The organism is Arcanobacterium hippocoleae (genome assembly GCF_040360365.1).
GTDB lineage: Bacteria > Actinomycetota > Actinomycetes > Actinomycetales > Actinomycetaceae > Arcanobacterium_A > Arcanobacterium_A hippocoleae_A.
Map to the genome: position 1 here is coordinate 119,848 of NZ_CP136412.1, position 24,505 is coordinate 144,352.

Sequence of the window (24,505 nt, forward strand, 5' to 3'; positions counted from 1 at the left end):
ATTTCGAATCTCAGCAATTTTTCGGCAATTTTCCAACTGCTTGGTTTCTAACCGCAAATTTAATTTCGGACAAAAATTGATTCCGGATACTAAACCGTATTTCAGCAGATACTGCAAGCAAACCAGCAGGATCTGCTGAAAAGATTTCACTTTTGAATTCCTCATTATTTAATGATTGCCACTCCAGCACGCCGAAAGCGAATTTTCTTCCCGTGATTATCTAATTCAGCTGCACCCCATTGAATCAGCACTTCATATTTCGGATTCTGATCTTCACATCCGAAATCCAAAACAAACTCAGTATTATCGTCGCGTGCAAAAACAACTGCCATATTGCCGCGTTTCATCCAGCCATGCCGATTATTGACTGACACGGAAGTATTGGCACGGTCGCCGTTAAATATTTCCGGATCCGATTTTCGCAGGCTAATCAGAGCTTTCACAAAGCTGAAAAATTCGTGATTTTCGTTTCGGGAAAGTTCTTGCCACGGCAGTTTTGCGGATGTAAATGTGCTCAACGCCTGCGGATCCGGCATTTCGAGTACTCCGCCGGAAGCTTCACGAATTTTCGCAAAATCCCAGTCGGCAAACTCATTCATTCTGCCTTGCAAAATTTGTGAACCGATTTCTGCACCATGATCAGTAAAAAATGGGAACGGATTCTTCGTTGCCCATTCCTCACCCATGAAAAGCATTGGGGTAAAAGGTGAAAGGAGAATGAGCGCACGTGAAATGGCAAGATCGGAAAGCGGGAGCGTGGCTGCCGGGCGATCTCCAACCAGCCGATTCCCAACCTGGTCATGGTTTTCGTCGCAAACAATGAAACAATGACCGTCGATACTATCAGGTACTTTCGCACCGCGAATCTTGCGATTAAAGCTGCTCCAAATACCGTCATGATAAAAACCGTTTGTGAAAACTTTTTCAAGTGTTCCGTCGTGCTGATATTCACGATAGTAGGCATTCTTTTCACCGGTCAGCCAAACATGCAAACCATGATGAACATCGTCAGCCCACTGCATATCCGCACCGCGTCCGCCCTGATTTGTGGGAGTAACCATTTGAATATTATTCGCATCAGATTCTGTGCTAAGAGTAAACTGTTTGCCAAGTTCGGTGCCTAAACGCGCTAACTCATCAGAAATTTCAGCAATAATATGGTATTCCGAATCATCTTTCAGCTGATCAACAGCGTCCATCCGGAATACGTCAAAATGAAAATCACGCGCCCACTGCAAAATATTATCGATAAAGTACCGCCGCACATGTTCGGATCCCGGACCATCCAGATTCACTGCCTGACCCCACGGAGTGTGATGCCGATCTGTTAAATACGGACCATAAAAACCAAGATAATTTCCATCCGGACCAAAATGGTTGTAAACCACATCCAAACATGCATACAAACCGCGTGCATGCATTGCGTCGATTAACGCAGCAAGATCTGCCGGAGAACCGTACGGTTCAAAAGTTGCCATAATTGAAACGCCGTCATAACCCCAGCCGCGGTTTCCCGGAATCGGATTTAACGGCATGATTTCAATTACTTCTACTCCTAATTCAACAAGATAATCAAGTTTGTCAATCGCACTGCGGAAAGTACCCTCCGGTGTGAAAGTTCCGATATGCAATTCATAAAATACTTTCCCGTTTGCTTTTTCCGCATGCCAATCTTGATCAGTCCACAAAAATTCAGCAAAATCGACGATTTCACTGGGGCCATGAATCCCATCAGGCTGGCGCCGCGAACGCGGATCTGGGAGAAGCAATCCGGCATCAACTTGCAGAAAGTACTTTGTACCGCCTGTATGCAGTGCCGGCGCATCAGTAACCCAAACCCCATCAGCAGCAGGTTTTAAGTTGATGATTTGCGCGGTTAAAGATGCAGTCAATTCTGATCCCGATTTACATTTGACCCCATTTTTTAGCACGTATGCGCTGACCTTTTCCGCATTTGGCGCCCAAACTTTAAACTGCTGCATCAGTAAATAATCCTTAACTTGTTTCTCCGGGAAATATTTATTTTCAAAATCTGCGGTCACAATCGCTGATATATCTTATTATTCTTCTTATTATTCAGCTTTCGTGAGTTGCCATGATTCATCATAATTTACTTGTAAAAATTCAAATTTAATCCGGCAAGATAAATCCGGATTAAAAAATCTGCATTTAGATCTTTTCTAAAATCGCTGCAGGAAAACGGCCAAGAATTGCGGAAACACCGCATTTTCCGCCGCCGAATTCAGCATCAGTGAAAATATTGCGCCAAGTACCGGCGGGAAGCACCACGGACTGTTCTCCGCGTTTTTCGGCATCTTGGAAGCTGCGTTCAAGACGGCTGAATAAACCGATAAGCACTGGTTCGCCCGCAATTGAACGTTGGAATCCAAGCGCATATCCAGTGGTTAACGGAAGCGCATCGTAGCTTGCCAAAGTGGAAACAAGTTTCGGATATTTCGCACGAATCCGCATTGCCCGCGAAGTCACCCAAAGTTTTTCCGTATCTAAATCAGCATTTCCGGGAAGACCGGCAGTATCGAGATTTGTAAGTATTTGCCGAAGCTTTTGATAGTCAACGTCGCGCCGGTTATCCGGATCTACAAGCGAATTCTGCGTAATTTCTTCACCCTGATAGTTATCACTCACCCCTGTCAGCAGCAGTGACAGCGCTTTTCCGCTTAACACATTTGTACGTACAGAATTCGAAATCAACTTATAGAACGCAGCGAAAAGCGCTATTGCATCCCCAGTCGCAGTCACGCCTTGCGCATATTCAAGAAATTGATTTTCCGCTTGTTCATTCTGTTCAGTCCAAGTAGTCCATGATTTCTGTTCGCGTGCAGCTTTCAGCAGATAGTCTTTTAACCGATCAAATTCAAGCGGACCTTTTTCGGTCCATGTTCCGATAAGCGTTTGATAAAGCAAGTTCTCAATTTGGCCGTCGAGTGAATCAGGGCGAATTGGGCTAAGCACATCGCGAAGTTTCTCAACAAGCTCGCGCCACTCTTTCGCATATTCAGAAAGTGCCGCAATCTGTGCGCGTACATCTTCACTGCGTTTTGTGTCGTGAGTTGAAAGACTGTTCAGCGATACCGGCCAGGCAGTTGCCATATGAGCCTGCCAAGTATGGAACTCATCCGGGGAAATACTTGGATGAGCTGGCGAAGAACCAACTTCATTTGCACTCAACAGTGCTGTGTAGCGATAGAAAGCAGTATCTTCAATACTTTTCGCCATCACCGGACCGCAAAGCTGCTGGAAACGCACAATTGCTTCGTGGCGTAAATCTTCATGAGTCCGGCCAGCTGAGCCAACCTCATTGCCAAGCAATAGTTCAATCACCACACCAAGAGTTTCATTCAGCTCGTCATCAAGCTTCCGCATCGCCCGTTCACCAGCTTCACGAAGCGCTTTTTCATCTTCAGGATGCGGCCGTTCACCAGGAACTACATATGCGCGGTAGCGGTCCATATTCGTCACTAGTGCAAGAAGCGAATCACGAATCATCCGGAAAGTGTGGTCGCGCAGCCGGACATCATTTTTGAAAATTTGCTCAAGCATCCGAGCTAAACGATTAACTTCAGCGAAAAGCACAGTATCAACAATTTGTTTCTTTGCTGCAAGCACACTCGCCCCCACTCCGAGCACACTGCCGGAAAGCTCAGTATAAATGCTTGTCAGCTCCGGAATACCTGCAGGGTCAGTGTATAACCCCTGCATCATCTGCATTGAATCATATCCGGTAGTTCCCGCGCACGGCCAGTCGCTTGGCAGCTTTTCGCCGTCTTCAAGAATTTTTTCTGCAACAACCCACGCGCCATTTGTCACTTGATGCAGCTGCCGCAAATATCCGCGCGGATCGGCTAATCCGTCCGGATGATCAATTCGGAATCCGTCGATAAAACCGGCATGAAATAAATCAATCAGCAGCGCATGCGATTGGCGGAAAACTTCCGGATTTTCCACGCGAATTGCGGCAAGCGTGTCGACGTCAAAAAGCGGCGGTAGTTTAACTCATCGTTGGCAACGCGCCAATAGGCTAAACGATAGTATTGGCTGTCAACAAGTTCAGAAATCGGCAAAGATTCAGTTCCCGGACGAATCGGGAAAATATGGTCGAAATATTTCAGTACCGGAACTTCACCTTCAGCTTCGAATCCGGGAATAGTTTTATATTCAACTGAGAATTCGCCGTCAGCAATCACTGTTCCAATGCGCTTGCCGAGAACTGGCATTAGCACACCCTCTCCATGCTCGACAAGGCTGATATCAAACCAGTTTGCATATTTTGATTCTTTCCCGAAACGCATTACATCCCAAAGGGCGCGATTCAGGTAAAGCGGTGTGGGAACAGCCATATGGTTCGGCACGATATCTACAATCACATGCATTTGGGCAGCATGAATTTTCTTTGCAAGATTCTTGAATGCGGCGAGTCCGCCCATTTCCTGCGAAATTTCACTGTGATTTACTACATCATAACCATGTTTAGACCCAGGAGCTGCCTGCAAAATTGGCGAAAGATAGACATCAGTTACGCCAAGCTTTGCAAGATAATCGACTATTTCTTCAGCTTGCCGGAAAGTAAACTGCGGCCCCAGCTGCAGCCGGTAAGTGGTAATCGGAGTGCGCTGCGAATCAGCAGGGGTGTGTGAGTGATGCCTGTCTTTAGCTGTTTTGAAACTGTCGGTATTCTTGTTTGCGGCAGATGTTTTCGCAATTACGTTCACTGAACTTTCCCTTAAATCTTCCGATAATCCTGCAGATAAAATCCGCAGCTTTAAATTTCTACTCTTGTTTATTTTCTTTATTTTCCGGATCCGAAGTGTGTGCGGCAGCGGCTGCTGCAGCGTCTTCCTCCGCAATTTGGTCACTGAAATCAAGTTTCCGTGTTTCGGAAGTAATCGCGTCAAGGAACGAATCATCTTCCGTCGCTTTCATCTTTCTGATGAGGACCCATACAGAACGCGAGCGCACAGTAAAAGATGTTTCTGACGCAAATTCGGCACCGTCGCTGACATCAGCATCTGTGCAAAGAACCAGTTTCCACGGATTCTCACTTTCAGTGGCAGGAATCTTGAATTCGAGATCCTCGCTGGAAGCGTTAAATGCAAGCAGGAAATCATCATCCACAATTTCCTCGCCGCGCATATTTGGTTCAGCTATCTTTCCCCATTCAGGTAGACCATTAACGACCGTGCATAATGCGTATCCCAGTCGGCGTCTTCCATCAGTGAAGAATCGTTACGCATCCACTCAATGTCGCCTTGACGCGAGCTGCCTCCGCGGCTTGATTTCCCTTGGAAAAACGGCGGCGGCGGAATACCGGATGGTCTTTGCGGAGTCTGATTACTTTTTGTGTGAAAGTAAATAAATCAGTGGCTTCGGGGTCAAGATCCCAATTCATCCATGCAAGTTCATTATCTTGCGCATAGGTATTGTTATTGCCTTGCTGTGTTCTCCCAATTTCATCACCGTGTGAAATCATGGGGACTCCCTGGGAGAGCAGCAGCGTGGAAAGCATATTCTTAATTTGCCGCACACGTAAAGACCTGATTTCCGGATTATCAGTTGGGCCTTCTGCTCCGCAGTTCCAAGAACGGTTATGCGACTCTCCATCGCGGGAATCCTCTCCGTTCGCTTCATTATGTTTTTCGTTGTAGGAAACCAAATCACGCATAGTGAAACCGTCGTGTGCGGTAATGAAGTTGATTGAAGCAACCGGACGGCGCCCGGAATGTGCATATAAATCAGAAGAACCAGAAAGCCGGGAAGCGAACTCGTCAAGTGTTGAAGGCTCACCGCGCCAAAAATCACGAATCGTATCGCGATACTTGCCGTTCCATTCGGTCCACAGTGAGGGGAATTCGCCGACATTGTAACCGCCTTCGCCGACATCCCACGGCTCAGCAATCAGCTTTACCTGTGAGATAATCGGATCTTGCTGAATAATGTCGAAGAATGTTGAGAGTTTGTCTACTTCGTGCAGTTCGCGGGCAAGGGTGGAAGCCAAATCGAATCGGAATCCGTCGACATGCATTTCTAAAATCCAGTACCGCAGTGAGTCCATAATTAACTGCAGCGTATGCGGGGCACGCATATTCAGCGAGTTTCCGGTACCCGTTGTGTCGAAATAATGGCTGCGGTCGTCGGGAACAAGCCGATAATAGGCATTGTTATCTAAGCCGCGGAAAGAGAGTGTTGGCCCAAGATGGTTTCCCTCAGCTGTATGGTTGTACACCACGTCCAGTATGACTTCGATATTGGCTTCGTGGAGTGCTTTCACCATTGACTTGAATTCTTCTACCTGTTCGCCGCGCGTACCTGAAGAGGAGTAAGTGTTTTGCGGTGCAAAGAAACCGATTGTGTTATATCCCCAGTAGTTAGAGAGACCTTTTTCGATTAGTGAAGTGTCGTTTACGAATTGGTGTACCGGCATTAATTCGATTGCAGTAACACCGAGTTCTTTTAGATATTCAATATTTGAGGGATGGGCAATACCCATATATGTGCCGCGAAGCTGTTCCGGAATCCGCGGATTCTGTTTTGTCATTCCCTTTACATGGGCTTCGTAAATGATTGTGTCGTGGTATTCATGCTGCGGCGGACGGTCGTGCCCCCAGTCAAAGAATTGATTATGAACGACGGAAAGCATTGTTTTCCCAAGGGAGTCTTGCGGCAGGAACTCGTCGTGATTTTCGAAGTTGTATGAGAAATTCGCCTGACTGTTCTCAATTTGCCCATCGATAGCTTTCGCATATGGGTCAAGCAGAATTTTTGTATGATCAAAGCGCAATCCGGCTTCCGGATTATATTCTCCGTGCGCCCGGAAGCCATAACGCTGCCCAGGGCGAATCCCAAGCACATAACAGTGCCAGACATGGGCGTCAACCTCACGCATTTCGATACGTTCTTCGTGTAAGCCGTCGTCAATCAGGCAAAGCTCCATTTTTTGAGCTGCCGATGAGAATACTGCAAAATTAGTGCCGGCGCCGTCAAAGGTGGCGCCAAGCGGATAGGGTTTTCCTGGCCAAATTTCCATAGTTCTAGGTTCTCACTTTTTTCTTGTATGTGGGTAGATATTCCACCGAAAGCGTGACGCATATTTAATAGCAAGCAGTTAGATTTTCCGGAAAATTCTTCGGAAAATGTTTAAAAACTGTTTTTGAAATTGTTTCGGATTCGGAAAAGTAAAATGGTTTTCAGCTAAGCTGCGGCGGCATAATTTTCCGAGATTTTGCAGCGGCGGTTCTGCGGGGAAATCTGCTGCGGCTTAACTGTTTTTATCTAATTATCTAATACTGCTGTTTAGCTGCTTTGCTGCAGTGATATTGCTGCAGCACTGTTCCATCGCGCCGTGTTTAGGCGGATTTACTGCTGTGTGCTGGAGTGTGGGGTGAACTATCGGCTAAAAGTGTGCTCTGCTGATTGGGAAAGAAATGCGGACGCGGTATAACGCGGTACGAGATGAAGCGCGGAAAAGTGCAGCGAAAGATGAAAAACCGGCGTGGGGTAGGAGCTGGTTTTTGTTTCAGCACACACCGTCTTTTAAAGGTGGCACAGGTCACGGCTTGTGAATTGGACATATCTCTAAAACGCTCGCTATATTAGAACAGTCGCAAGGGCGGTAACGAAAAAGTTAAGCCTTAGTAACAGTCTGCGGATGTAGCTCAGTTGGTAGAGCGCAACCTTGCCAAGGTTGAGGTCGCGGGTCCGAGCCCCGTCATCCGCTCGATGGCCAAGCAGTAGATTGCTCAACCACATGGTGGGTTGGCCGAGAGGCGAGGCAGCGGCCTGCAAAGCCGTATACACGGGTTCGAATCCCGTACCCACCTCACATGCGATTTAAAGTACGCCAGTAAAATCGTTAGATTTTCTGGCTTTTTTATTTGTGTGATGAATTTCGGTTTCAAAATTCAATACGGGCGATTAGCGCAGTGGTAGCGCGTTTCCTTGACACGGAAGAGGTCGCTGGTTCGATCCCAGTATCGCCCACGTTTTCGGCTTCGCAGCAATATTTTTGCCGATTTTTCTTATCTGATTTAACTGCCGCTGTTTTCTGCTTTTCGGCAGGAGCTGGTTTGCGAAGCTGCGTGTAAAACCGCCGCTGAAGAACTAACCTCGGCTGAAGCAATCTCCGCACAGATACGCCTGCTGCAATATTTGCTCAACTCTGCTAACCAAGAATGAATAACTTTTGTCTGCTATCCCTGGGTTTGGGGCTAGTCTGTGCTTGCGGTTGGATTCTTTCGGTGCCGCAGTTGGGAAAGATGGAGAATACAGACCGCTTTACTGTGAATACATATTAAATTAGCTGCGGATGAAATAATGGTTGAATTTTTGGTTGAAAGTGTGACTTTCACATAATTTGCTGACAATAATGTGAAAATATGTTTATCATGTGAATAAAGATAATCATTTTCATAGTTGGGGATAGACGTGCAGATTCATCTTGGTTTCATTGCCGCTCGGGGGGAGCTCCTGCTCTCATCGTTCCGCATGAATCTCTTTCCCCATATTTTCGATATCAAAACGGCTGCAGTAATTTAGATTTTTCTGCGCGCTTTCATCTCCATTCCTTTTTATATCGCGGCACCGCGGAAAAGTGCCGCGATATTTTGGTATCAACTTTGAATTTTTGCTGCGCAATGTACAAAAACTAGATTAAGGCTGGGCGGGCTGCGCGATGCGCTTGCGTTCAGACAGCGGCGTGCACGGATCTTCGGAAAAGAAATAATGATATCCCCGCTGCGAATATAATGCCTTGATTTTCATTCCGGATAAATTTCGCGAAGCAAACTGCAGCACGGTGCTGCAGCGCATATTTAATCGTGAGGATTTTCAATGACAGAACGGCATTTCACTGAAATTCTATTTCTGTTTTGGGTAATCGTCTCAACTCATTGAGAACTTCATTTTCTAAACAACACATTTATACAACATAAGGAGAGGATCGTTATGAAACGACTTCGAATTTCTGCTGCCCTCGCACTGGGGTCGCTGCTGGCTTTGTCCGGGATGGGCGGATCTGCGGCGTTTGCAGCTCCTCCCGCTTCTGCAAGCGTGAGTGTCTCTGCAGCTTTCCACGTTTATCCGATTTCCGAGGATGACAACCTTATTATGGGTAAAGATGCCCCAAAGAGTCAGGTGAAAGTGAAGCTTCCTGGAACAAACGGGGCAGCGAAAAACGTCACGGTTAACGGCGGCGGATACTGGTTTTACCCAATCCCTAAAGGTACAGTGCTTAAACCTGGTCAGCAAGTGACCATAACCGATTCCAAACAACATGAAACTTCCGTGAAAATTGGTAAGAAAACTGAGGTGAATCAGCCGGTTGAAGGGCAGGATGCTGTAACGGGTACGGGTGAACCTGGCACGTTTTTGAGAGTGGCGCTTCAAGATAAAGAGAACGGTGATTCTGTTGTCGGTACCATTGTCAAAGTCATTGTTGGTGATGATGGAACATGGTCTGCTCTTATTGGGCGGGGTTTGGAGATTGGGGAAACTGTAATTGTTTCTCAGTCATACAAGGTAGACATTGCGAAAGATGTTAAGGCTAAGGAATCGCAGAATGTGACTGTGTCTGTTGTTTATAATCAGCTGCGTGCTGATGGTGGTTTTGAGCAGATTCCTGGTACTGGTCGGACGGCTGTATTGTCTCAGCCAGCGTTGGATTCCAATGGTTCTAATCTGAAGGTTGATTTGTCTGGTTTTGAGAAGGTGACTGTTAAAGGTTTGCCGTGGAAGTTAACTGAAGTGAAGTTCCCTGCCGGCATCACAGCTGTTGATGGTTCTTCACGTATGGGTGAGGTTGATCGTCATCTTGAGGGTGAGCTTGTGATTAATCTGATTTACGAGAAGGAATATGCTTCTGGTAAGCCGTTGACTCAGCCGGAGAAGCCTGTGCTTGATCCGAGTGAGTTGCGTCAGAAGGTGAATGTTTTTGTTGAGTATGACGTGCTGCGTGCTGATGGTGGTTTTGAGCAGATTCCTGGTACTGGTCGGACGGCTGTATTGTCTCAGCCGTCACTATCTGCTGATGGTTCTAATCTGAAGGTTGATTTGTCTGGTTTTGAGAAGGTGACTGTTAAAGGTTTGCCGTGGAAGTTAACTGAAGTGAAGTTCCCTGCCGGCATCACAGCTGTTGATGGTTCTTCACATGTGGGTGAGGTTGATCGTCATCTTGAAGGTGATGTGGTTGTTCATCTTTTGTATGAGAAAGCCTATGCTTCTGGTAAGCCGTTGACTCAGCCGGAGAAGCCTGTGCTTGATCCGAGTGAGTTGCGTCAGAAGGTGAATGTTTTTGTTGAGTATGACGTGCTGCGTGCTGATGGTGGTTTTGAGCAGATTCCTGGTACTGGTCGGACGGCTGTATTGTCTCAGCCGTCACTATCTGCTGATGGTTCTAATCTGAAGGTTGATTTGTCTGGTTTTGAGAAGGTGACTGTTAAAGGTTTGCCGTGGAAGTTAACTGAAGTGAAGTTCCCTGCCGGCATCACAGCTGTTGATGGTTCTTCACATGTGGGTGAGGTTGATCGTCATCTTGAAGGTGATGTGGTTGTTCATCTTTTGTATGAGAAAGCCTATGCTTCTGGTAAGCCGTTGACCCAGCCGGAAAAGCCGGAAGTAACTGAGATTTCTGGTACGCCGTTGATCCAGCCGGAAAAGCCTAAGGGTGAGATTGGTATTTCTGGTGATCCGTTGATTCAGCCGGAGAAGCCGAAGGGTGAGATTAGTGTTCCTGGTGATCCGTTGGTGCAGCCGGAGAAGCCGGTGTTGGATCCGGATATGGTGAAAACAGCAAAGGCTCCGGAGCTGAGTAAGACGGGTGCTGCTGTTGAGGGTGTATTAGCTGGTTCCCTAGCCCTTATTATTCTAGGCGGTGCAGCCCTCACAGCCCGCCGCAGAATGAACTGAAAGAAGCTAGCTGCTGGCGAATTCACATTGATGCTTCGGAAGAAATTCTGAGCTAAAGATAGCAGGGGTACGGACGGAATCTTGAAATGGTTTCATCCGTACCCCTTTTTATCTTTAACCGAAATTTTCCGTCGTTCCGCAAGCCGGTGCCAGTGAAAACGCAAAAGTTAGCGGCGGGTGAAATTCCCAGACTGAGTTCTTTCCAGCAGTCATGTAAGGAAAAGAGGTTCTTGCCGCCAGTGCTGCAGTGAATCCGAAGTTCATCTCACAGTAATTCATGTCATATATTTCAGGAGGATAAAAATCTTGAAAAATGCGGGGGGGTAATAAAGTATGATTCGCGTGCTCTATGCGCAATGCACACCTGAGATTTTAATTCACATGTTTTCAGTGTGCTGATGTGCCTGTGCGTGAAACTGAAACAAACGGAGGAGTTTTCATGTTTGGTAAAAATGGCGGGAAGGATGCGTATCGAGCGCGTCATAAGGTTGAGGTTTCCTCGAAATATTCATCATTCGGAGTGAAATCCGCTATGGTGGGCAGCTTATTTGCACTTGGTGTTCCTACAGCTTCCGCTAATGACGCTGCGTTCATCGACGCTATTGGTGACTATACTTCTGATCATGCTGATGCGACGGATATTGATTTCATTGGGGATGAGACCCCAGGGCTTGAAGAGCTAGTCGATAATGATGCTACAGATATTGATCACATTGATTCTGAGACTCCGGGTCGGGAATATCTTGTAAATAATGATGCTACATTCATTGACGCGATTGATGACTATACTCCTGATCATGCTGAGGCGACAGATATTGATTTTATTGGAGATGAGACTCCTGGGCGTAGTGAGTTAGCGGCTAATGATGCTACCGATATTTATAATATTGATTCTGAGACTCCGGGCCGGGATTACCTGGTAAATAATGACGCTACCAATATCGAAAATATTGGTTCGGAAACTCCGGAACGTTTAGAAATGGCTGATACTCCAGCTAAGGATATTGCAAATATTGGTTCTGCTGCACCAGTTCGCGGTGCTATTCTTGGTAACCACCGGGAAGCAAGATCCGTTGCCGAATTAGATGCAACACCATATGAGACAGTGGCATGGAACGAGACTCCATCCGCAGCAGAAGATGAAGAAGTCTGGGGCAGCTTCCACACCGGCAGCGGCGGTAGTTTGGATGTTACTGTTACTACTGAATCAGCTGATGGTGACGCTGCGCTCATTGACGCGATTGATAGCTATACTCCTGATCATGCTGAGGCGACAGATATTGATTTTATTGGAGATGAGACTCCTGGGCGTAGTGAGTTAGCGGCTAATGATGCTACCGATATTTATAATATTGATTCTGAGACTCCGGGCCGGGATTACCTGGTAAATAATGACGCTACCAATATCGAAAATATTGGTTCGGAAACTCGGAACGTTTAGAAATGGCTGATACTCCAGCTAAGGATATTGCAAATATTGGTTCTGCTGCACCAGTTCGCGGTGCTATTCTTGGTAACCACCGGGAAGCAAGATCCGTTGCCGAATTAGATGCAACACCATATGAGACAGTGGCATGGAACGAGACTCCATCCGCAGCAGAAGATGAAGAAGTCTGGGGCAGCTTCCACACCGGCAGCGGCGGTACACTTGGAACCGTTATCACCGGCACCGGAAATCAGCCAGGTACAGCGTCTGTGCTTCCAAAGGCTGCAGCAGGTTCATCGTTTACCGGAAAACTTGCGTATCCGGAACTTACTGGTTTATCTGATTTCGGTACCCCAGTAAATGAAGCTGATACCAAAGATCGTCTCGGTCTGCCGGCAACACTTCCGGCAACGGAGAACGGTTCTGAATTTAGAGGCGCACTCGAATATCCGGAGCTTACTGGTTACAGTGCAATCGGTACGAATGTGAATGAAGCAGACACTAAGGATCAGCCAGGCACAGCGTCTGTGCTTCCAAAGAGCGCCGCAGGTTCTGCATTCGCTGGTGAACTAGAATATCCGGAACTTGCTGGATACAGTGCAATCGGTACGAATGTGAATGAAGCAGACACTAAGGATCAGCCAGGTACAGCGTCTGTGCTTCCAAAGAGCGCCGCAGGTTCTGCATTCGCTGGTGAACTAGAATATCCGGAGATTGCGGGTGTGAAAGATTTCGGTCTTTCGGTATCTGGTGCTGATACAAAGAACAAGCCGAATACGCCAGTGCTCGATAGTACGGCAGCAGCTGCGGAATTGCCGCAAACTGGTACGGATCAGCGCGGCGGTTTGCTTGGGGCAGCAGCTCTCGGTCTTGCTGGTGTTATCTCGATTTTCGGATCACGCAAGCGCCGTCAAGACTAATATCTCGTAAATCATTTTTGAAATGGCTGGGAATATTGAAAAGATACTCCCAGCCATTTTTTACCTTACAAGCACAGACACCGGATATAAATTACGGAGTACCCGATATTTTGCAGCCCAGTTGATTCACAAATCTATTTGGTTTCTTTTTTTGAAGCTGCGGCAGTACGGCTGGGAAATCTCTTAGAGCTGAATGCCGTCGTTCTGCGGTACACATCCGCGCCTGCCCGCAATCTGCAGACAATCATTTCCCGCAGATGCCCATCCCTATTTTTCAGCCGTAGTTTCCCGGTGTTTATCATAAAAATCCGACGGCAATGAAAGTTCGGAAATCACATATCCCTTACCATGTTTTGCCGTTAACGTTTCTTGATTGGAAAAAGGTTTGTACCCATTCCAAGTCTTTCACCATCGATTTTCACCCCAATCGCTGCGAGAATTGTCGGGAAAAAGTCATATGGTGCATATATCCGGTTTTGTGTTAATTTTGCGTCGATTTTATTTCCCTGAACCGGGTTTAGAAAGACATTCACAACAGTACGATTGTAATTGGGATCCCAATTTTCAAAGTAGTTTCGTTCCATAGATTGATGATCGCCGGTGAGCACAATCGTGGTGTTCTTCGCCCAAGGCTGCGCCTGAATCCATCGTACAAGAGCGACGGTATCTTGCTGCGAATAGTAAATCGCATTCGAATAGGGTACGGTGTACGGCGGATTCGTATGTTTCGGAGAATAATATCCGTCAGGGAAGTGGGTGTCAGCGTTTTCAAGGATGAAATAGAACGGTTGTTTCCCTGCTGCGAGTTTACTCAGCTTCAGTTTTGCTGCTTCGTAAAGTTTCTCATCTTCAAGACCCCAACGTACTTTATATCCGTCTTCCACAAAACCAGTATCGTAAGCTGTTTGCAGATCATAAATTTCAAAGTTTCCATGCCGGCGATAATAATCGGCCAGTCCGCCCCAATTGCCGTCGCTGCCAAGCATGAATACATTCTGATATCCCGCTTTTGCAAGCAAATCGCCTGTAGTTGCAAAGTCTGGGTATGAGAGCCTTTGCCCATTACGGTGTCCGGCGCTCAGCATTGGAGATCCGGCGCCCATCGCAACCATTGCGGCGACGGAGTGTTCAGTACCGGGAACTTGCTGCGGACCGCCGAAATTTGTTGTATCAGAAAATGACACACCTTCATGAGTGAGCTCAGCTAAATCGGGCATTAGACTCTCTGCGAGATACCCTCCCTCGTCTTTTGAATAGTATGAATTCTCCATTGACTCCAAATAAATATGGATCAGGTTGCGTTTTTCTTTCGGGAACTCCAGATTCACAGAATCCGGATGTACATAATTTTTTGTAAATATACCGATGTGTCAGTTTCATGCGCTAGAACCTGTTTAATCGGAAAAAGATAAAATGCCTGTACAATAGCACCGGCAAGTGCAAAAGTAAGAAATGTAATAAAAGTACTGTTAAGGTACCTGAACCTGCGAAAATCCTGTGCATGATTTTGTTTGTAAATCAGTAAGTCAGAGTGCAGCATCCCGAAAGCGAAACTGAGTACCGCAGCTGCCAGCCCTGGAATAATAATGAAATAAATAATCGACTGGTTAATTTCGGTTGCGGAATTACTTAAATCCTGGCTAAGAAAAAAGAAAGCTGGTTTGCGCTGACATATCCGAAAGTGTGATATCCCCAGCGTGCAGCAAAAAATACGATACCGATAATCAACCCGAAAAGTCCGGTAAAACTGGCAAAAATCCAAGTTCGCCAACTGCGCGGATTATCTTTTGCACAAGTCTCATCCGGCCAAAACGTGATAAACCGCAGCAAACCGCACCGACTAAAATTACCGCGATAACGATAAGAATATAATGGATATAAATCAGAATCGAAGAAACGATTCCAAACACATTTACTTCCGGATGTGTGATTGCAGCATGCAGGAACGCTAACGCATTTGCGCCGAAACAAATGAGAAGTGAAATAACTGCAGTAGATTTTTTATTCCGCAGGTAAATGCACAGCATAAAAAGCTCAAAAACAGCGAAAAGCCCGCAAACAGAATCATCATGCAAAATACACTAATAATTACATCAGAGTTTTTAAAGTATACTGCGGTCTGATGTTGGTGTGATGTTTATTAAGTCACAGTGCATAAAAACTGTATGAAAGCTGCATGAGAGCCGAAAATACGCATTTCAAAATAACAGTTTTCCGAAAATCAAGCTGACTTCCGGCTTCCTGAATTCTTATTAACAAATAGTCACATTCACCGCTAGCCCGCCAAGTGAGGTTTCCTTATATTTTGACTGCATATCAAGCCCAGTATCACGCATCGTCTTGATTACCGAATCAAGCGAAACAATATGCGAACCGTCGCCGCGAAGCGCAGTCCGCGCAGCAGCAATTGCTTTGATTGACGCGATCGCGTTGCGTTCAATACAAGGAATCTGCACCAGACCGCCAACTGGATCACATGTTAATCCCAGATTATGTTCCATCCCGATTTCCGCAGCATTTTCGACCTGTGCGGGTGTACCGCCAAGCACAGCCGCCATCCCTCCAGCCGCCATCGAGCATGCCGACCCAACTTCACCCTGACACCCGACTTCAGCTCCGGAAATTGATGCCGTCGTTTTAAAAATTATGCCAATTGCACCGGCAGTGAGTAAGAAAGTGACGATATCTTCTTCGTGTGTGCCGTCTACGAACTTTGTGTAATAACGCAACACGGCTGGAATAATTCCCGCAGCTCCATTGGTCGGAGCCGTCACCACACGCCCGCCGGCAGCGTTTTCTTCATTCACTGCAAGTGCATAAAGCGTTACCCAGTCCATTCCGGCAAGCGGATCTGCACTTATTTTTTCATTGCAGAGTTTGCGGTATAAGCCAGGAGAGCGGCGTAAAACGCGTAGTGAACCAGGAAGCATCCCTTCGGTTTTGATCCCGTTCTCGATGCTTTCATTCATTACATTCCAGATTTGGAGCAAACCGTTGCGGATCTCTTCCTCGCTGCGCCAGGACTTTTCATTTTCAAGCGCTACTTTCGCAATTGAAAACCCGGTTTCTTTGCAGATTGCAAGTAAATCTGCTGCGTTACGATACGGATACGGAACAGTTTTTCATCATCATCACAGGTGTCGAGGAAATCAGTAGATTCAGCACATCCCGATACTACGAACCCTCCGCCAACAGAGTAATAGTAGCTTTCTTTCAGCAGCTCACCGGCAGCATCAAAAGCTTGCAGCCGCATTCCATTCGGGTGTGCGGGCAGTTCAATCATTCCGGCAAATTCGATATCGGAACTTGGATGAAACTCAATTTCATGTTTGTTGAAAAGCTTTAACCGATGATTTAGATTTACTTCCGCGACGAACGGCATTGTGCAGCGCGGATCTGTAGTTTCCGGTTCCTCACCCATCAGCCCGAGAATCACCGCAAAATCGGTGCCGTGCCCCTTGCCGGTGGAACCAAGCGATCCGTAGAGAACACAGTTAATTTTTGCGACCTTGTTTAAATTTTCACCGAGCGATGCAAGAAAAATTCGTGCCGCACGCATTGGGCCAACAGTATGAGAAGAAGAAGGACCGATACCAATTGAGAAAAGATCAAAAACACTTAATGCCATATAAAATAGGATAGCTTAGAAATAATTGAAAATCGGAACCGGTAACAACTCTTGGAAAAATTAGTTTTCCGAAAATTAAAACAATTAGGATTCGCAGCGGTTCGAGCTAGGTTTCGCCGGCGGTTAGCGGTAGGGTAGATACCGTAAGAAAAGTGCTGGTGTCCCAGGTATCGCTGCCAGCCAACAGCTAGACACCCCTCGTACGGTATCTAGCCCGATTATGGAGGCTCAATTTGAAGCTCAATATTGACGGCGCAGCTGTCGAATTCGCTGAAGAAATTAATGGTATTGATTATTTTGCAAAGCAAAAAGAAATTGTGGCTTTGCGGGTAAATGGAGAATTGAAAGATCTCGCAACTGAGCTCACTTCACTCTCAGAAGGGGCTGCCGTCGAAACGGTTACGATAAATAGTGCAGACGGTTTAAATATTCTGCGTCATTCAACAACGCATGTGCTCGCGCAGGCAGTGCAGAATAAGTTTCCGGAAGTGAATCTGGGAATTGGTCCTTTCATTACCGACGGTTTTTACTATGATTTCGGCAATATTGACGCGGTTACTCCTGAACTGCTCAAAGAACTTGAAAAAGACATGAAGCGCATCGTGAAGGAAGGGCAGCGGTTTGTACGCCGCGAAATCAGCGACGAAGCTGCACGCGAAGAACTTATTTCACAGCCGTATAAACTTGAGCTGATTGAGCTGAAAGGCGGATCAGATGCTGATAACAACCAGGCGGCTGACGGTGCAGCAATCGAGGTCGGCGGCGAACAGCTAACAATGTACGATAACGTAAATCGCAAGGGGAAGTGGTTTGGACTGATCTTTGCCGCGGTCCGCACTTGCCGAATACGAAGCTGATTGGAAATGGTTTTGCCCTCACTCGTGCCTCTGCTGCATATTGGCGCGGAGATCAGGCAAATGATTCCTTGCAGCGGGTTTACGGTACTGCTTGGCCAACTAAAGACGAACTCACGGCATATCAGCAGCGGATTGCAGAGGCTGAGCGGCGTGATCACCGCAAACTTGGTACTGAGCTGGACTTGTTCTCTTTCCCTGATGAAATCGGTTCGGGATTAGCAGTATTCCATCCAAAGGGTGGAATCGTGCGAATGGAAATGGAAAATTATTCGCGTCACAAGCATATTGAAGGCGGATATTCCTTTGTGAATACTCCGCATATTACGAAGTCGAATCTCTTTGAAGTTTCCGGGCATTTAAGTTTTTATGCTGAAGGAATGTATCCGCCGATGCATTTGGATGAAGAAAAGGATGCCGAGGGGAATATTACAAAGCAAGGCGCTGATTATTATCTCAAGCCGATGAATTGCCCGATGCATAACTTGATTTTCCGTTCGCGCGGGCGTTCATACCGCGAGCTGCCGTTGCGGCTTTTTGAATTTGGCACTGTTTATCGCAATGAGAAATCGGGCGTGATTCATGGGCTTACCCGTGCACGCGGATTCACTCAGGATGATGCACATATTTACTGTACTCGGGAACAGATGAAAGATGAGCTTTCACGTTTGCTGCAGTTTGTGCTGGATTTGCTGAAAGATTATGGGCTCGATGATTTCTATCTGGAGCTTTCCACAAAGGATCCGAAGAAGTTTGTTGGCGCCGACGATATTTGGGATGAAGCTACTCAAACTTTGGAAGAGGTAGCAAAAGAATCTGGGCTGGAGCTTATCCCAGATCCGGAAGGTGCTGCATTCTATGGGCCAAAGATTTCGGTTCAGGCACGTGATGCGCTTGGGCGTACCTGGCAGATGAGCACGATCCAGTTAGATTTCAATTTGCCGGAGCGTTTCGAGCTGGAATACACGGCTGCCGACGGCTCACGCCAGCGTCCTGTGATGATTCACCGCGCACTTTTCGGTTCAATTGAACGTTTCTTTGGGGTATTGACTGAACATTATGCGGGAGCATTCCCAGCATGGCTGGCACCGGTGCAGGTGCGCTGCGTGCCGGTAGCTGATGCGTTCGATGAATATCTTGACGGCGTAGCTGCGAAGCTTCGCGAACGCGGTGTGCGTGTAGAAGTTGATAAATCCGGCGACCGCTTCCCGAAGAAGATCCGCAATGCTTCGAAAGAAAAAATTCCGTTTACACTGATTGCTGGCGGTGAAGATGCGGAAGCAAATGCGGTATCTTTCCGGATGCGCGATGGTTCGCAAGATAACGGGGTACCAGTAGATGAAGCAATTGAGCGGATCGTAGAGCAGATTCGCCGTCACGCGAATCAGTGATCGTCGGCGGCTGGATCAGCAGCTTAGATCATTGGGAATAAACCAAGTGAAATGAAAGCAGATGCCGTCGCCGCGAGAATACTTTTGCTTTGAAAAGCAGCAGTTGCTGACGGCATCTGCGTATTGCAGACGAGTGAGGAAATAGTGCTGAGCAAAACCGGGCGTCCTTTTGCGCAAAAATTTTTCGGTCCTTTTGCGAAACTTTTTGTGAAAGCTGGAATCTCAGCCAATGCCGTCACTGTAGTTGGCACAGTATTGAGCTGTACGATTGTACTCACGCTGATTCCGAGGAATCAGCTAATCGCTGGTTCGCTGTTAACTACTGCGGCGATTCTTTTTGATAGTCTTGACGGGCAGATTGCGCGCCTTACTGGAACTACCTCTGAATGGGGTGCCTTCCTTGATTCCACGCTTGACCGGATCGCCGACGCAGCAGTGTTTGTGTCAGTTATTCTGTGGGGTTATTTTTGGGCTGCGCATCCGGAGCGCGAATGGGTAATGCTGGGGGCGCTAATGGCTTTGGTTTTTGGTTCAGTTGTGCCTTATGCCCGGGCGCGGGCGGAAGCAATTGGGAAAACTGCAGCAGTTGGGATCGCCGAACGTACAGATCGGCTGGTTTTTGTTGGTGTTTGTGCGCTGCTTGTCGGATTAGGGGCAAGTGTTTGGGTGCTTGCAGCCGGATTATGGCTGCTGGCTTTCGCTGCGCTAGTGACAGTAATCCAGCGAATGTATGTTGTATTTCAGCAGTGCAATCAGGCGCAGCATAATCCGTAAATCCGAAGTGGAGCGAAAATTAGCGGCTGTACTTTGCTTTTACGTTTTCACGGGCGAATTATATTTACAGCAGATTTTAGGGGTGAGTTGTGTTGGAAAAAGCGGAAAATAAAAATGAAACACTTTCGTTAGTAGAAGAAAACTTAAAAGAGAGTGGCCGCTGGATGCCGATGGTTTTCCGCACCGAAAAGCAGCGCGGATAGTTTTGATTAATTCTCTTGGGCAAGCCTATTTGATTCAGGGGCACGACTATTTTGATCTCTCGCACTGCTGGTGGTTTACCGTCGGCGGTGGTTTGGAGCCGGAGGAAGATCTTCGCGACGGGGCATTGCGGGAACTTTTTGAAGAAACTGGTTTGCGTGTGGAAGCCGAGCGGTTAGCAGGTCCAGTGCTTTCGCGAAAAGCTACTTTCCATTTCGCTCGTGAAACCCGCAAACAAGACGAATTATTTTTCATTTTGCGGGTAAGCGAAGCGGAACAGGAAGTAATCGATTCCGGCAAAGGGCGTGCGCTGACGGCTCTTGAAAAGCAGGTTCATGATCGCGAGGGGTGGTTTAGCGCAGCAGAATTGGTGCAGTTAAGCCAGGCAGGAGAGAAAGTGTACCCGACAGGTTTTGCACAGATGCTTGAATCATGGGTTATTAGCTGGGATGGAGTAATGCGCGAAATAGCAGAATAAATAGCGCACTTGTGCGATTGCTTTTGAACGGTGTTAAGCTCATTATCGCAACACATGACCTTGAACTTGCGAATGCGTGTGATTATATTTTCGAGTTAAAACATCAAAAATAAAACAAGATTACAGCGGGAGTTTCGCTCAACTTGCGCTTCAGGGTAGAATGAGCGCGGTAATGATATCAATGCGTTAGGAGATCTAGTGTCCGGGCATTCTAAGTGGGCAACAACTAAGCATAAGAAAGCAGCAATTGATGCCAAGCGCGGCAAGCTGTTTGCACGTCTGATTAAAAATATTGAAGTCGCTGCACGTACAGGCGGTCCTGATCCTGCTGGTAATCCAACGCTGTTTGACGCTGTACAAAAGGCAAAGAAAAACTCTGTGCCAAACGACAATATTGACCGCGCACTCAAACGTGCAGCCGGTGAAGGATCAGATGCCGTCGTATATGAAGATATTATGTATGAAGGATATGCTTCAGGCGGCGTCGCGGTACTAATTGAATGTTTGACCGATAACCGCAACCGTGCAGCTTCGGAAGTGCGCGTGGCACTTACACGCAACGGCGGTACGCTTGCTGATCCTGGATCCGTTTCCTACCTTTTCAACCGGAAAGGCGTAGTTGAAGTTCCAAAATCCGACGGGATTGACGAAGATACCATTCTGATGGCAGTACTTGATGCGGGTGCGGAAGAAGTTACCGACGAAGGCGATGTCTACGAAGTTACTTGTGAACCAAATGATGTAGTGGCAGTACGCAGTGCGCTGATGGATGAAGGGATTGATTACAATTCTGCTGAAGTGCAATTCGTGCCGTCAATGAAAGTAAGCGTAGATAAAGAAGGAGCGCAAAAAGTATTAAAGGTACTTGATGCACTCGATGATCTTGACGATATTCAAAACGTCTACTCGAATGTAGACATTCCAGATGCGGTGATGGCTGAGCTAGAAGCCGCAGACTAAATTTCTGGTAAATCAGCAATACTATTTGAAAACAGCTTTTATTTTTAAGTTGCCGCGGTCTGCGGTTTCCGAACATAGATCGCAGACCGCGTAATTTGGATAAATAAAACAAAACTCATGTCAAATTTAAAGTTTGCAACTATCGGCACCGCGTTCGAAACCAGCTCGAAAACGTTGCTTTCACGGAAGTTTACCGCGATTACTTTTCAAAAATAAGATAACTGCATATCGCAAAAGGCAGACGGACGGTAAAATGCGAATTCTCGGAATTGATCCCGGGCTTACAAGATGCGGTCTGGGAGTGATTGATTTTGCAGGTGCACGGCGGGTATCGCTCGTCGATGTCGATGTGGCGCGATCAAGTCCGCAGCTGCTTCCGGAAAAGCGGTTACTGCTGATTCATAACAAGCTCGAAGAAACGATTCGGCTGATGTGTCCGGACGTAATTGCAATTGAACGTGTTTTTGCGCAGGAAAATGTACGTTCGGTGGTGAGCACCGCGCAAGTAGTCGGGATTGCAATGCTCTGTGCTGCGCAGCATGGGTTCCGGTACAAATGCACAGCCCTTCCGAAGTAAAAGCTGCCGTAAGCGGACACGGGCACGCAAAAAAGCGCAAGTACAGTTGATGGTAAAACAAATTCTTGGATTGAAAGAAATTGTGCGTCCAAAGGATGCTGCTGATGCGCTGGCAATTGCGATCTGCCATGCCTGGCGCGGAACTCTTGGTGTGAGTGCTGCAGCTGCCCGCGCACAACATGGCGGAGCAAACACTCTTCCGCGTGCAGAAGGCGGGGACCTTACTCCGGCGCAAAAATGTGGGCGCAAGCTGAACGCTTGCAGGCGCGGCACGGAGCCGTCGCTCCGAAGAAAAAATAACAAATTGTGGATCTGCGGGCTGCTTCAGGTATGCTCTAACTATTGAAACAACTGTTCGAAAGTGTCCGGAGGCGCAGAAAATGATTTCTTCATTAAACGGGGAAGTACTAGCAGTAAACGCATCCGGCGCTGTAATTGACGTCGGCGGAGTCGGATTTGCATTTTCAGCTACTTTCAGCACACTTTCACACCTGCATGTCGGCGCGCAGGCCCGAGTGCTCACCACACTGATTGTACGTGAAGATTCTCTTACCCTATACGGTTTTACCGACAGTGATGAACGTGATGTTTTCAACGCATTGCTGGGAGTATCGGGAATTGGTGCAAAAATAGCATTAGCTGCACTCGGGGTACTCACCCCAAATCAGCTGCGCCGGGCTTTGATCGTGAAAGACGAAAAAACAATCTGCAAAGTGCCGGGAATCGGTCCGAAAGTTGCCAAAAGAATCATTCTGGAAATTGGCGATAAACTTGGAACCCCGGATGGGGAAAATGAAACCTCTAACGGCGGCGGAACTGAAAACAATAAGAAAAATCTAAACGCCGGTGCAGTTTCACATTCAGATGTACTTTCAGCGCTCGTGAATCTTGGCTGGCATGAACGTGAAGCAGACAGTGCTGTGAATAAAGCACTGGCGCAAATGCCTGACGGCACCGTAGCTGAACTTTTGCGTTTGTCACTGCAAATTTTAGGCAGTAGGAGATGAGTGTGGAACAAGATTGGGAATTAACACAAGCTACGGCTACCGATACTGAGCGGGCACAGGAAGCTGCACTGCGCCCAAAGCAGCTCGTAGAGTTCGTGGGGCAAAAAGTTGTGCAAAATCAGCTTTCGCTGGTTCTCGAAGCAGCGAAAGCGCGGAAAAAGCGCCAGATCATGTGCTTCTTTCCGGGCCGCCAGGACTTGGGAAAACCACACTGGCGATGATCATTGCAGCTGAAGTAAACGGTTCGCTGCGGCTGACATCCGGACCTGCAATTCAGCATCCAGGCGACTTGGCTGCGGTACTTTCCTCACTGCAGGAAGGCGATGTCTTATTCATTGATGAAATTCATCGGCTGGCACGTACCGCGGAAGAAATGCTTTACCTTGCGATGGAAGATTTTCGCGTTGACGTGATGGTTGGTAAAGGGCCTGGGGCTACTTCGATTCCGCTTCCGTTACCGCCTTTTACGGTAGTTGGGGCAACTACACGTGCGGGCCTGCTCCCGGCTCCGTTACGTGATCGTTTTGGTTTTACTGCACATTTGGATTATTACTCACATGAAGAATTAGCATTGATCGTAGAACGAAATGCAATCAAACTGGGAGTAGTGCTGAAGGCGGATGCTGCGATGGAAATTGCGTCGCGATCGCGCGGAACGCCGCGAATCGCGAATCGCTTGCTGCGCCGAGTGCAGGATTGGGCGCAAGTGCGCGGTACAGGCGAGTTAAATTTAACTGCGGCGCAGGCGGCTTTGAAAGTTTTTGAAGTTGACGAACTTGGTCTTGACCGGCTTGACCGCAGTGTACTTGCTGCAATCTGTAAACGTTTTAAAGGCGGACCAGTTGGTCTAACCACCTTAGCTGTTTCAGTAGGGGAAGAACCAGAAACCGTGGAAACTGTTTCTGAACCGTATCTTGTACGTGAAGGGTTCCTGATTCGAACCCCGCGGGGGCGGATGGCCACCGCATTAGCTTGGCAGCATCTTGGGCTCACTCCGCCGCAGGAAGAAGGGCTGCTTTTCGGCTAATTAGCAGCTAAATCGGAGCTAAATAGTGGTGCTATCCACATGAAGCTAATTGTTTTATTAATTGCCGGCAAGAACATGTAAAGTTCTGTTTAGTCCTGTCTTTTTCTGATGCCTGCCTGTTTTACAGTGCAATGGTGTCCAATAACAAATGGGAGATAACAAACTCATGGATGTCCAGATGATGATTATAATGTTTGTTGTCATGCTGCTTTTTCTGTGGCTAATGACCTCAGGTGCGAAGAAAGCACAAAAAAGCAGCTTGAGCAGCGGAAAACTGCGCTCATAGTTGGCAATAATGTGATTACAACTTCTGGTTTTTTGGCCGCATTGTTGATATTGATGGAG

At 47.3% G+C, this 24,505-nt stretch carries 13 protein-coding genes, 3 tRNA genes and 5 pseudogenes; 13 read left to right on the top strand and 8 right to left on the bottom strand.

From position 1 onward, the window contains the following. Positions 1–164: 164 nt before the first annotated feature. The 4 genes and pseudogenes from treZ to glgX all read right to left on the bottom strand — a co-directional run bounded on the left by treZ (position 165) and on the right by glgX (position 7,042). Positions 165–2,042, bottom strand: a complete 1,878-nt coding sequence (gene treZ / locus RQN30_RS00655; protein ID WP_353060835.1) for a malto-oligosyltrehalose trehalohydrolase — start codon at positions 2,040–2,042, stop codon at positions 165–167. Between the two features lie 127 nt (positions 2,043–2,169). Then, on the bottom strand, positions 2,170–3,966 hold the full coding sequence (treY, locus tag RQN30_RS00660; RefSeq protein WP_353060836.1) for a malto-oligosyltrehalose synthase: 1,797 nt from the start codon (positions 3,964–3,966) through the stop codon (positions 2,170–2,172). Continuing rightward, on the bottom strand, positions 3,924–4,730 hold the full coding sequence (locus RQN30_RS00665) for an alpha-amylase family glycosyl hydrolase (protein WP_353060837.1): 807 nt from the start codon (positions 4,728–4,730) through the stop codon (positions 3,924–3,926). The genes treY and RQN30_RS00665 overlap by 43 nt, the downstream gene beginning before the upstream one ends. Positions 4,731–4,788: 58 nt before the next feature. Beyond that, positions 4,789–7,042: pseudogene (glgX, locus tag RQN30_RS00670) on the bottom strand (glycogen debranching protein GlgX). A gap of 617 nt (positions 7,043–7,659) precedes the next feature. Between glgX and RQN30_RS00675 the strand changes: the two are divergent. The 6 genes from RQN30_RS00675 (at position 7,660) to RQN30_RS00700 (ending at position 13,263) form a co-directional block, all read left to right on the top strand. Next, positions 7,660–7,732 (top strand) — tRNA-Gly (locus RQN30_RS00675). Positions 7,733–7,764: 32 nt separating this feature from the next. Continuing rightward, positions 7,765–7,835: transfer RNA gene (locus RQN30_RS00680), tRNA-Cys, on the top strand. 88 nt (positions 7,836–7,923) lie between these two features. After that, positions 7,924–7,995: transfer RNA gene (locus RQN30_RS00685), tRNA-Val, on the top strand. A gap of 963 nt (positions 7,996–8,958) precedes the next feature. Further along, positions 8,959–10,917, top strand: coding sequence for a hypothetical protein (locus tag RQN30_RS00690; RefSeq protein ID WP_353060838.1), 1,959 nt, complete (start codon positions 8,959–8,961; stop codon positions 10,915–10,917). A gap of 439 nt (positions 10,918–11,356) precedes the next feature. Beyond that, the gene (locus RQN30_RS00695; protein ID WP_353060839.1) at positions 11,357–12,358 is read left to right on the top strand and encodes a hypothetical protein; all 1,002 of its coding nucleotides are present in this window, start codon (positions 11,357–11,359) and stop codon (positions 12,356–12,358) included. A 2-nt stretch (positions 12,359–12,360) separates the two neighbouring features. After that, the gene (locus tag RQN30_RS00700; RefSeq protein WP_353060840.1) at positions 12,361–13,263 is read left to right on the top strand and encodes an LPXTG cell wall anchor domain-containing protein; all 903 of its coding nucleotides are present in this window, start codon (positions 12,361–12,363) and stop codon (positions 13,261–13,263) included. A 359-nt stretch (positions 13,264–13,622) separates the two neighbouring features. On the opposite strand, the gene RQN30_RS00705 is transcribed toward RQN30_RS00700, so the two are convergent. The 4 genes and pseudogenes from RQN30_RS00705 to RQN30_RS00720 all read right to left on the bottom strand — a co-directional run bounded on the left by RQN30_RS00705 (position 13,623) and on the right by RQN30_RS00720 (position 16,891). Then, positions 13,623–14,591 carry an LTA synthase family protein gene (locus RQN30_RS00705; protein ID WP_353060841.1) on the bottom strand — a complete coding sequence of 323 codons (969 nt, stop codon included), beginning with the start codon at positions 14,589–14,591 and terminating at the stop codon, positions 13,623–13,625. 396 nt (positions 14,592–14,987) lie between these two features. After that, positions 14,988–15,290, bottom strand: a complete 303-nt coding sequence (locus RQN30_RS00710) for a hypothetical protein (RefSeq protein ID WP_353060842.1) — start codon at positions 15,288–15,290, stop codon at positions 14,988–14,990. Positions 15,291–15,515: 225 nt separating this feature from the next. Continuing rightward, a pseudogene (locus tag RQN30_RS00715) lies at positions 15,516–16,376 on the bottom strand (L-serine ammonia-lyase); the annotation flags it as partial. Beyond that, complete coding sequence (locus RQN30_RS00720) at positions 16,304–16,891, bottom strand: serine dehydratase beta chain (RefSeq protein ID WP_353060843.1); 588 nt, start codon at positions 16,889–16,891, stop codon at positions 16,304–16,306. The gene RQN30_RS00720 and the pseudogene RQN30_RS00715, both read right to left, overlap by 73 nt. Positions 16,892–17,124: 233 nt before the next feature. Between RQN30_RS00720 and thrS the strand changes: the two are divergent. The 7 genes and pseudogenes from thrS to ruvB all read left to right on the top strand — a co-directional run bounded on the left by thrS (position 17,125) and on the right by ruvB (position 24,160). Further along, positions 17,125–19,136, top strand: a pseudogene (gene thrS, locus RQN30_RS00725) (threonine--tRNA ligase). A gap of 144 nt (positions 19,137–19,280) precedes the next feature. After that, the gene (gene pgsA / locus RQN30_RS00730; protein WP_353060844.1) at positions 19,281–19,910 is read left to right on the top strand and encodes a phosphatidylinositol phosphate synthase; all 630 of its coding nucleotides are present in this window, start codon (positions 19,281–19,283) and stop codon (positions 19,908–19,910) included. A 205-nt stretch (positions 19,911–20,115) separates the two neighbouring features. After that, entirely contained in the window at positions 20,116–20,589 is a 474-nt protein-coding gene (locus RQN30_RS00735) for an NUDIX hydrolase (protein WP_353060845.1), read from the top strand. 198 nt (positions 20,590–20,787) lie between these two features. Continuing rightward, positions 20,788–21,549, top strand: coding sequence for a YebC/PmpR family DNA-binding transcriptional regulator (locus RQN30_RS00740; protein ID WP_353060846.1), 762 nt, complete (start codon positions 20,788–20,790; stop codon positions 21,547–21,549). A 253-nt stretch (positions 21,550–21,802) separates the two neighbouring features. After that, a pseudogene (gene ruvC, locus RQN30_RS00745) lies at positions 21,803–22,426 on the top strand (crossover junction endodeoxyribonuclease RuvC). Between the two features lie 80 nt (positions 22,427–22,506). Continuing rightward, positions 22,507–23,133 carry a Holliday junction branch migration protein RuvA gene (ruvA, locus tag RQN30_RS00750; RefSeq protein WP_353060847.1) on the top strand — a complete coding sequence of 209 codons (627 nt, stop codon included), beginning with the start codon at positions 22,507–22,509 and terminating at the stop codon, positions 23,131–23,133. Beyond that, positions 23,130–24,160 (top strand): annotated as a pseudogene (ruvB, locus tag RQN30_RS00755) (Holliday junction branch migration DNA helicase RuvB). Before ruvA ends, ruvB begins: the two are co-directional and overlap by 4 nt. Positions 24,161–24,505: the final 345 nt, after the last annotated feature.

What these genes read in the sequence shown, in the direction of transcription:
- RQN30_RS00690 (WP_353060838.1), top strand. Translation starts at nt 8,959, where the DNA reads ATGAAACGACTTCGAATTTCTGCTGCCCTCGCACTGGGGTCGCTGCTG.
- RQN30_RS00695 (WP_353060839.1), top strand. Translation starts at nt 11,357, where the DNA reads ATGTTTGGTAAAAATGGCGGGAAGGATGCGTATCGAGCGCGTCATAAG.
- RQN30_RS00700 (WP_353060840.1), top strand. Translation starts at nt 12,361, where the DNA reads ATGGCTGATACTCCAGCTAAGGATATTGCAAATATTGGTTCTGCTGCA.
- RQN30_RS00710 (WP_353060842.1), bottom strand. Translation starts at nt 15,290, where the DNA reads ATGCTGTGCATTTACCTGCGGAATAAAAAATCTACTGCAGTTATTTCA.
- RQN30_RS00720 (WP_353060843.1), bottom strand. Translation starts at nt 16,891, where the DNA reads ATGGCATTAAGTGTTTTTGATCTTTTCTCAATTGGTATCGGTCCTTCT.
- ruvA (WP_353060847.1), top strand. Translation starts at nt 22,507, where the DNA reads ATGATTTCTTCATTAAACGGGGAAGTACTAGCAGTAAACGCATCCGGC.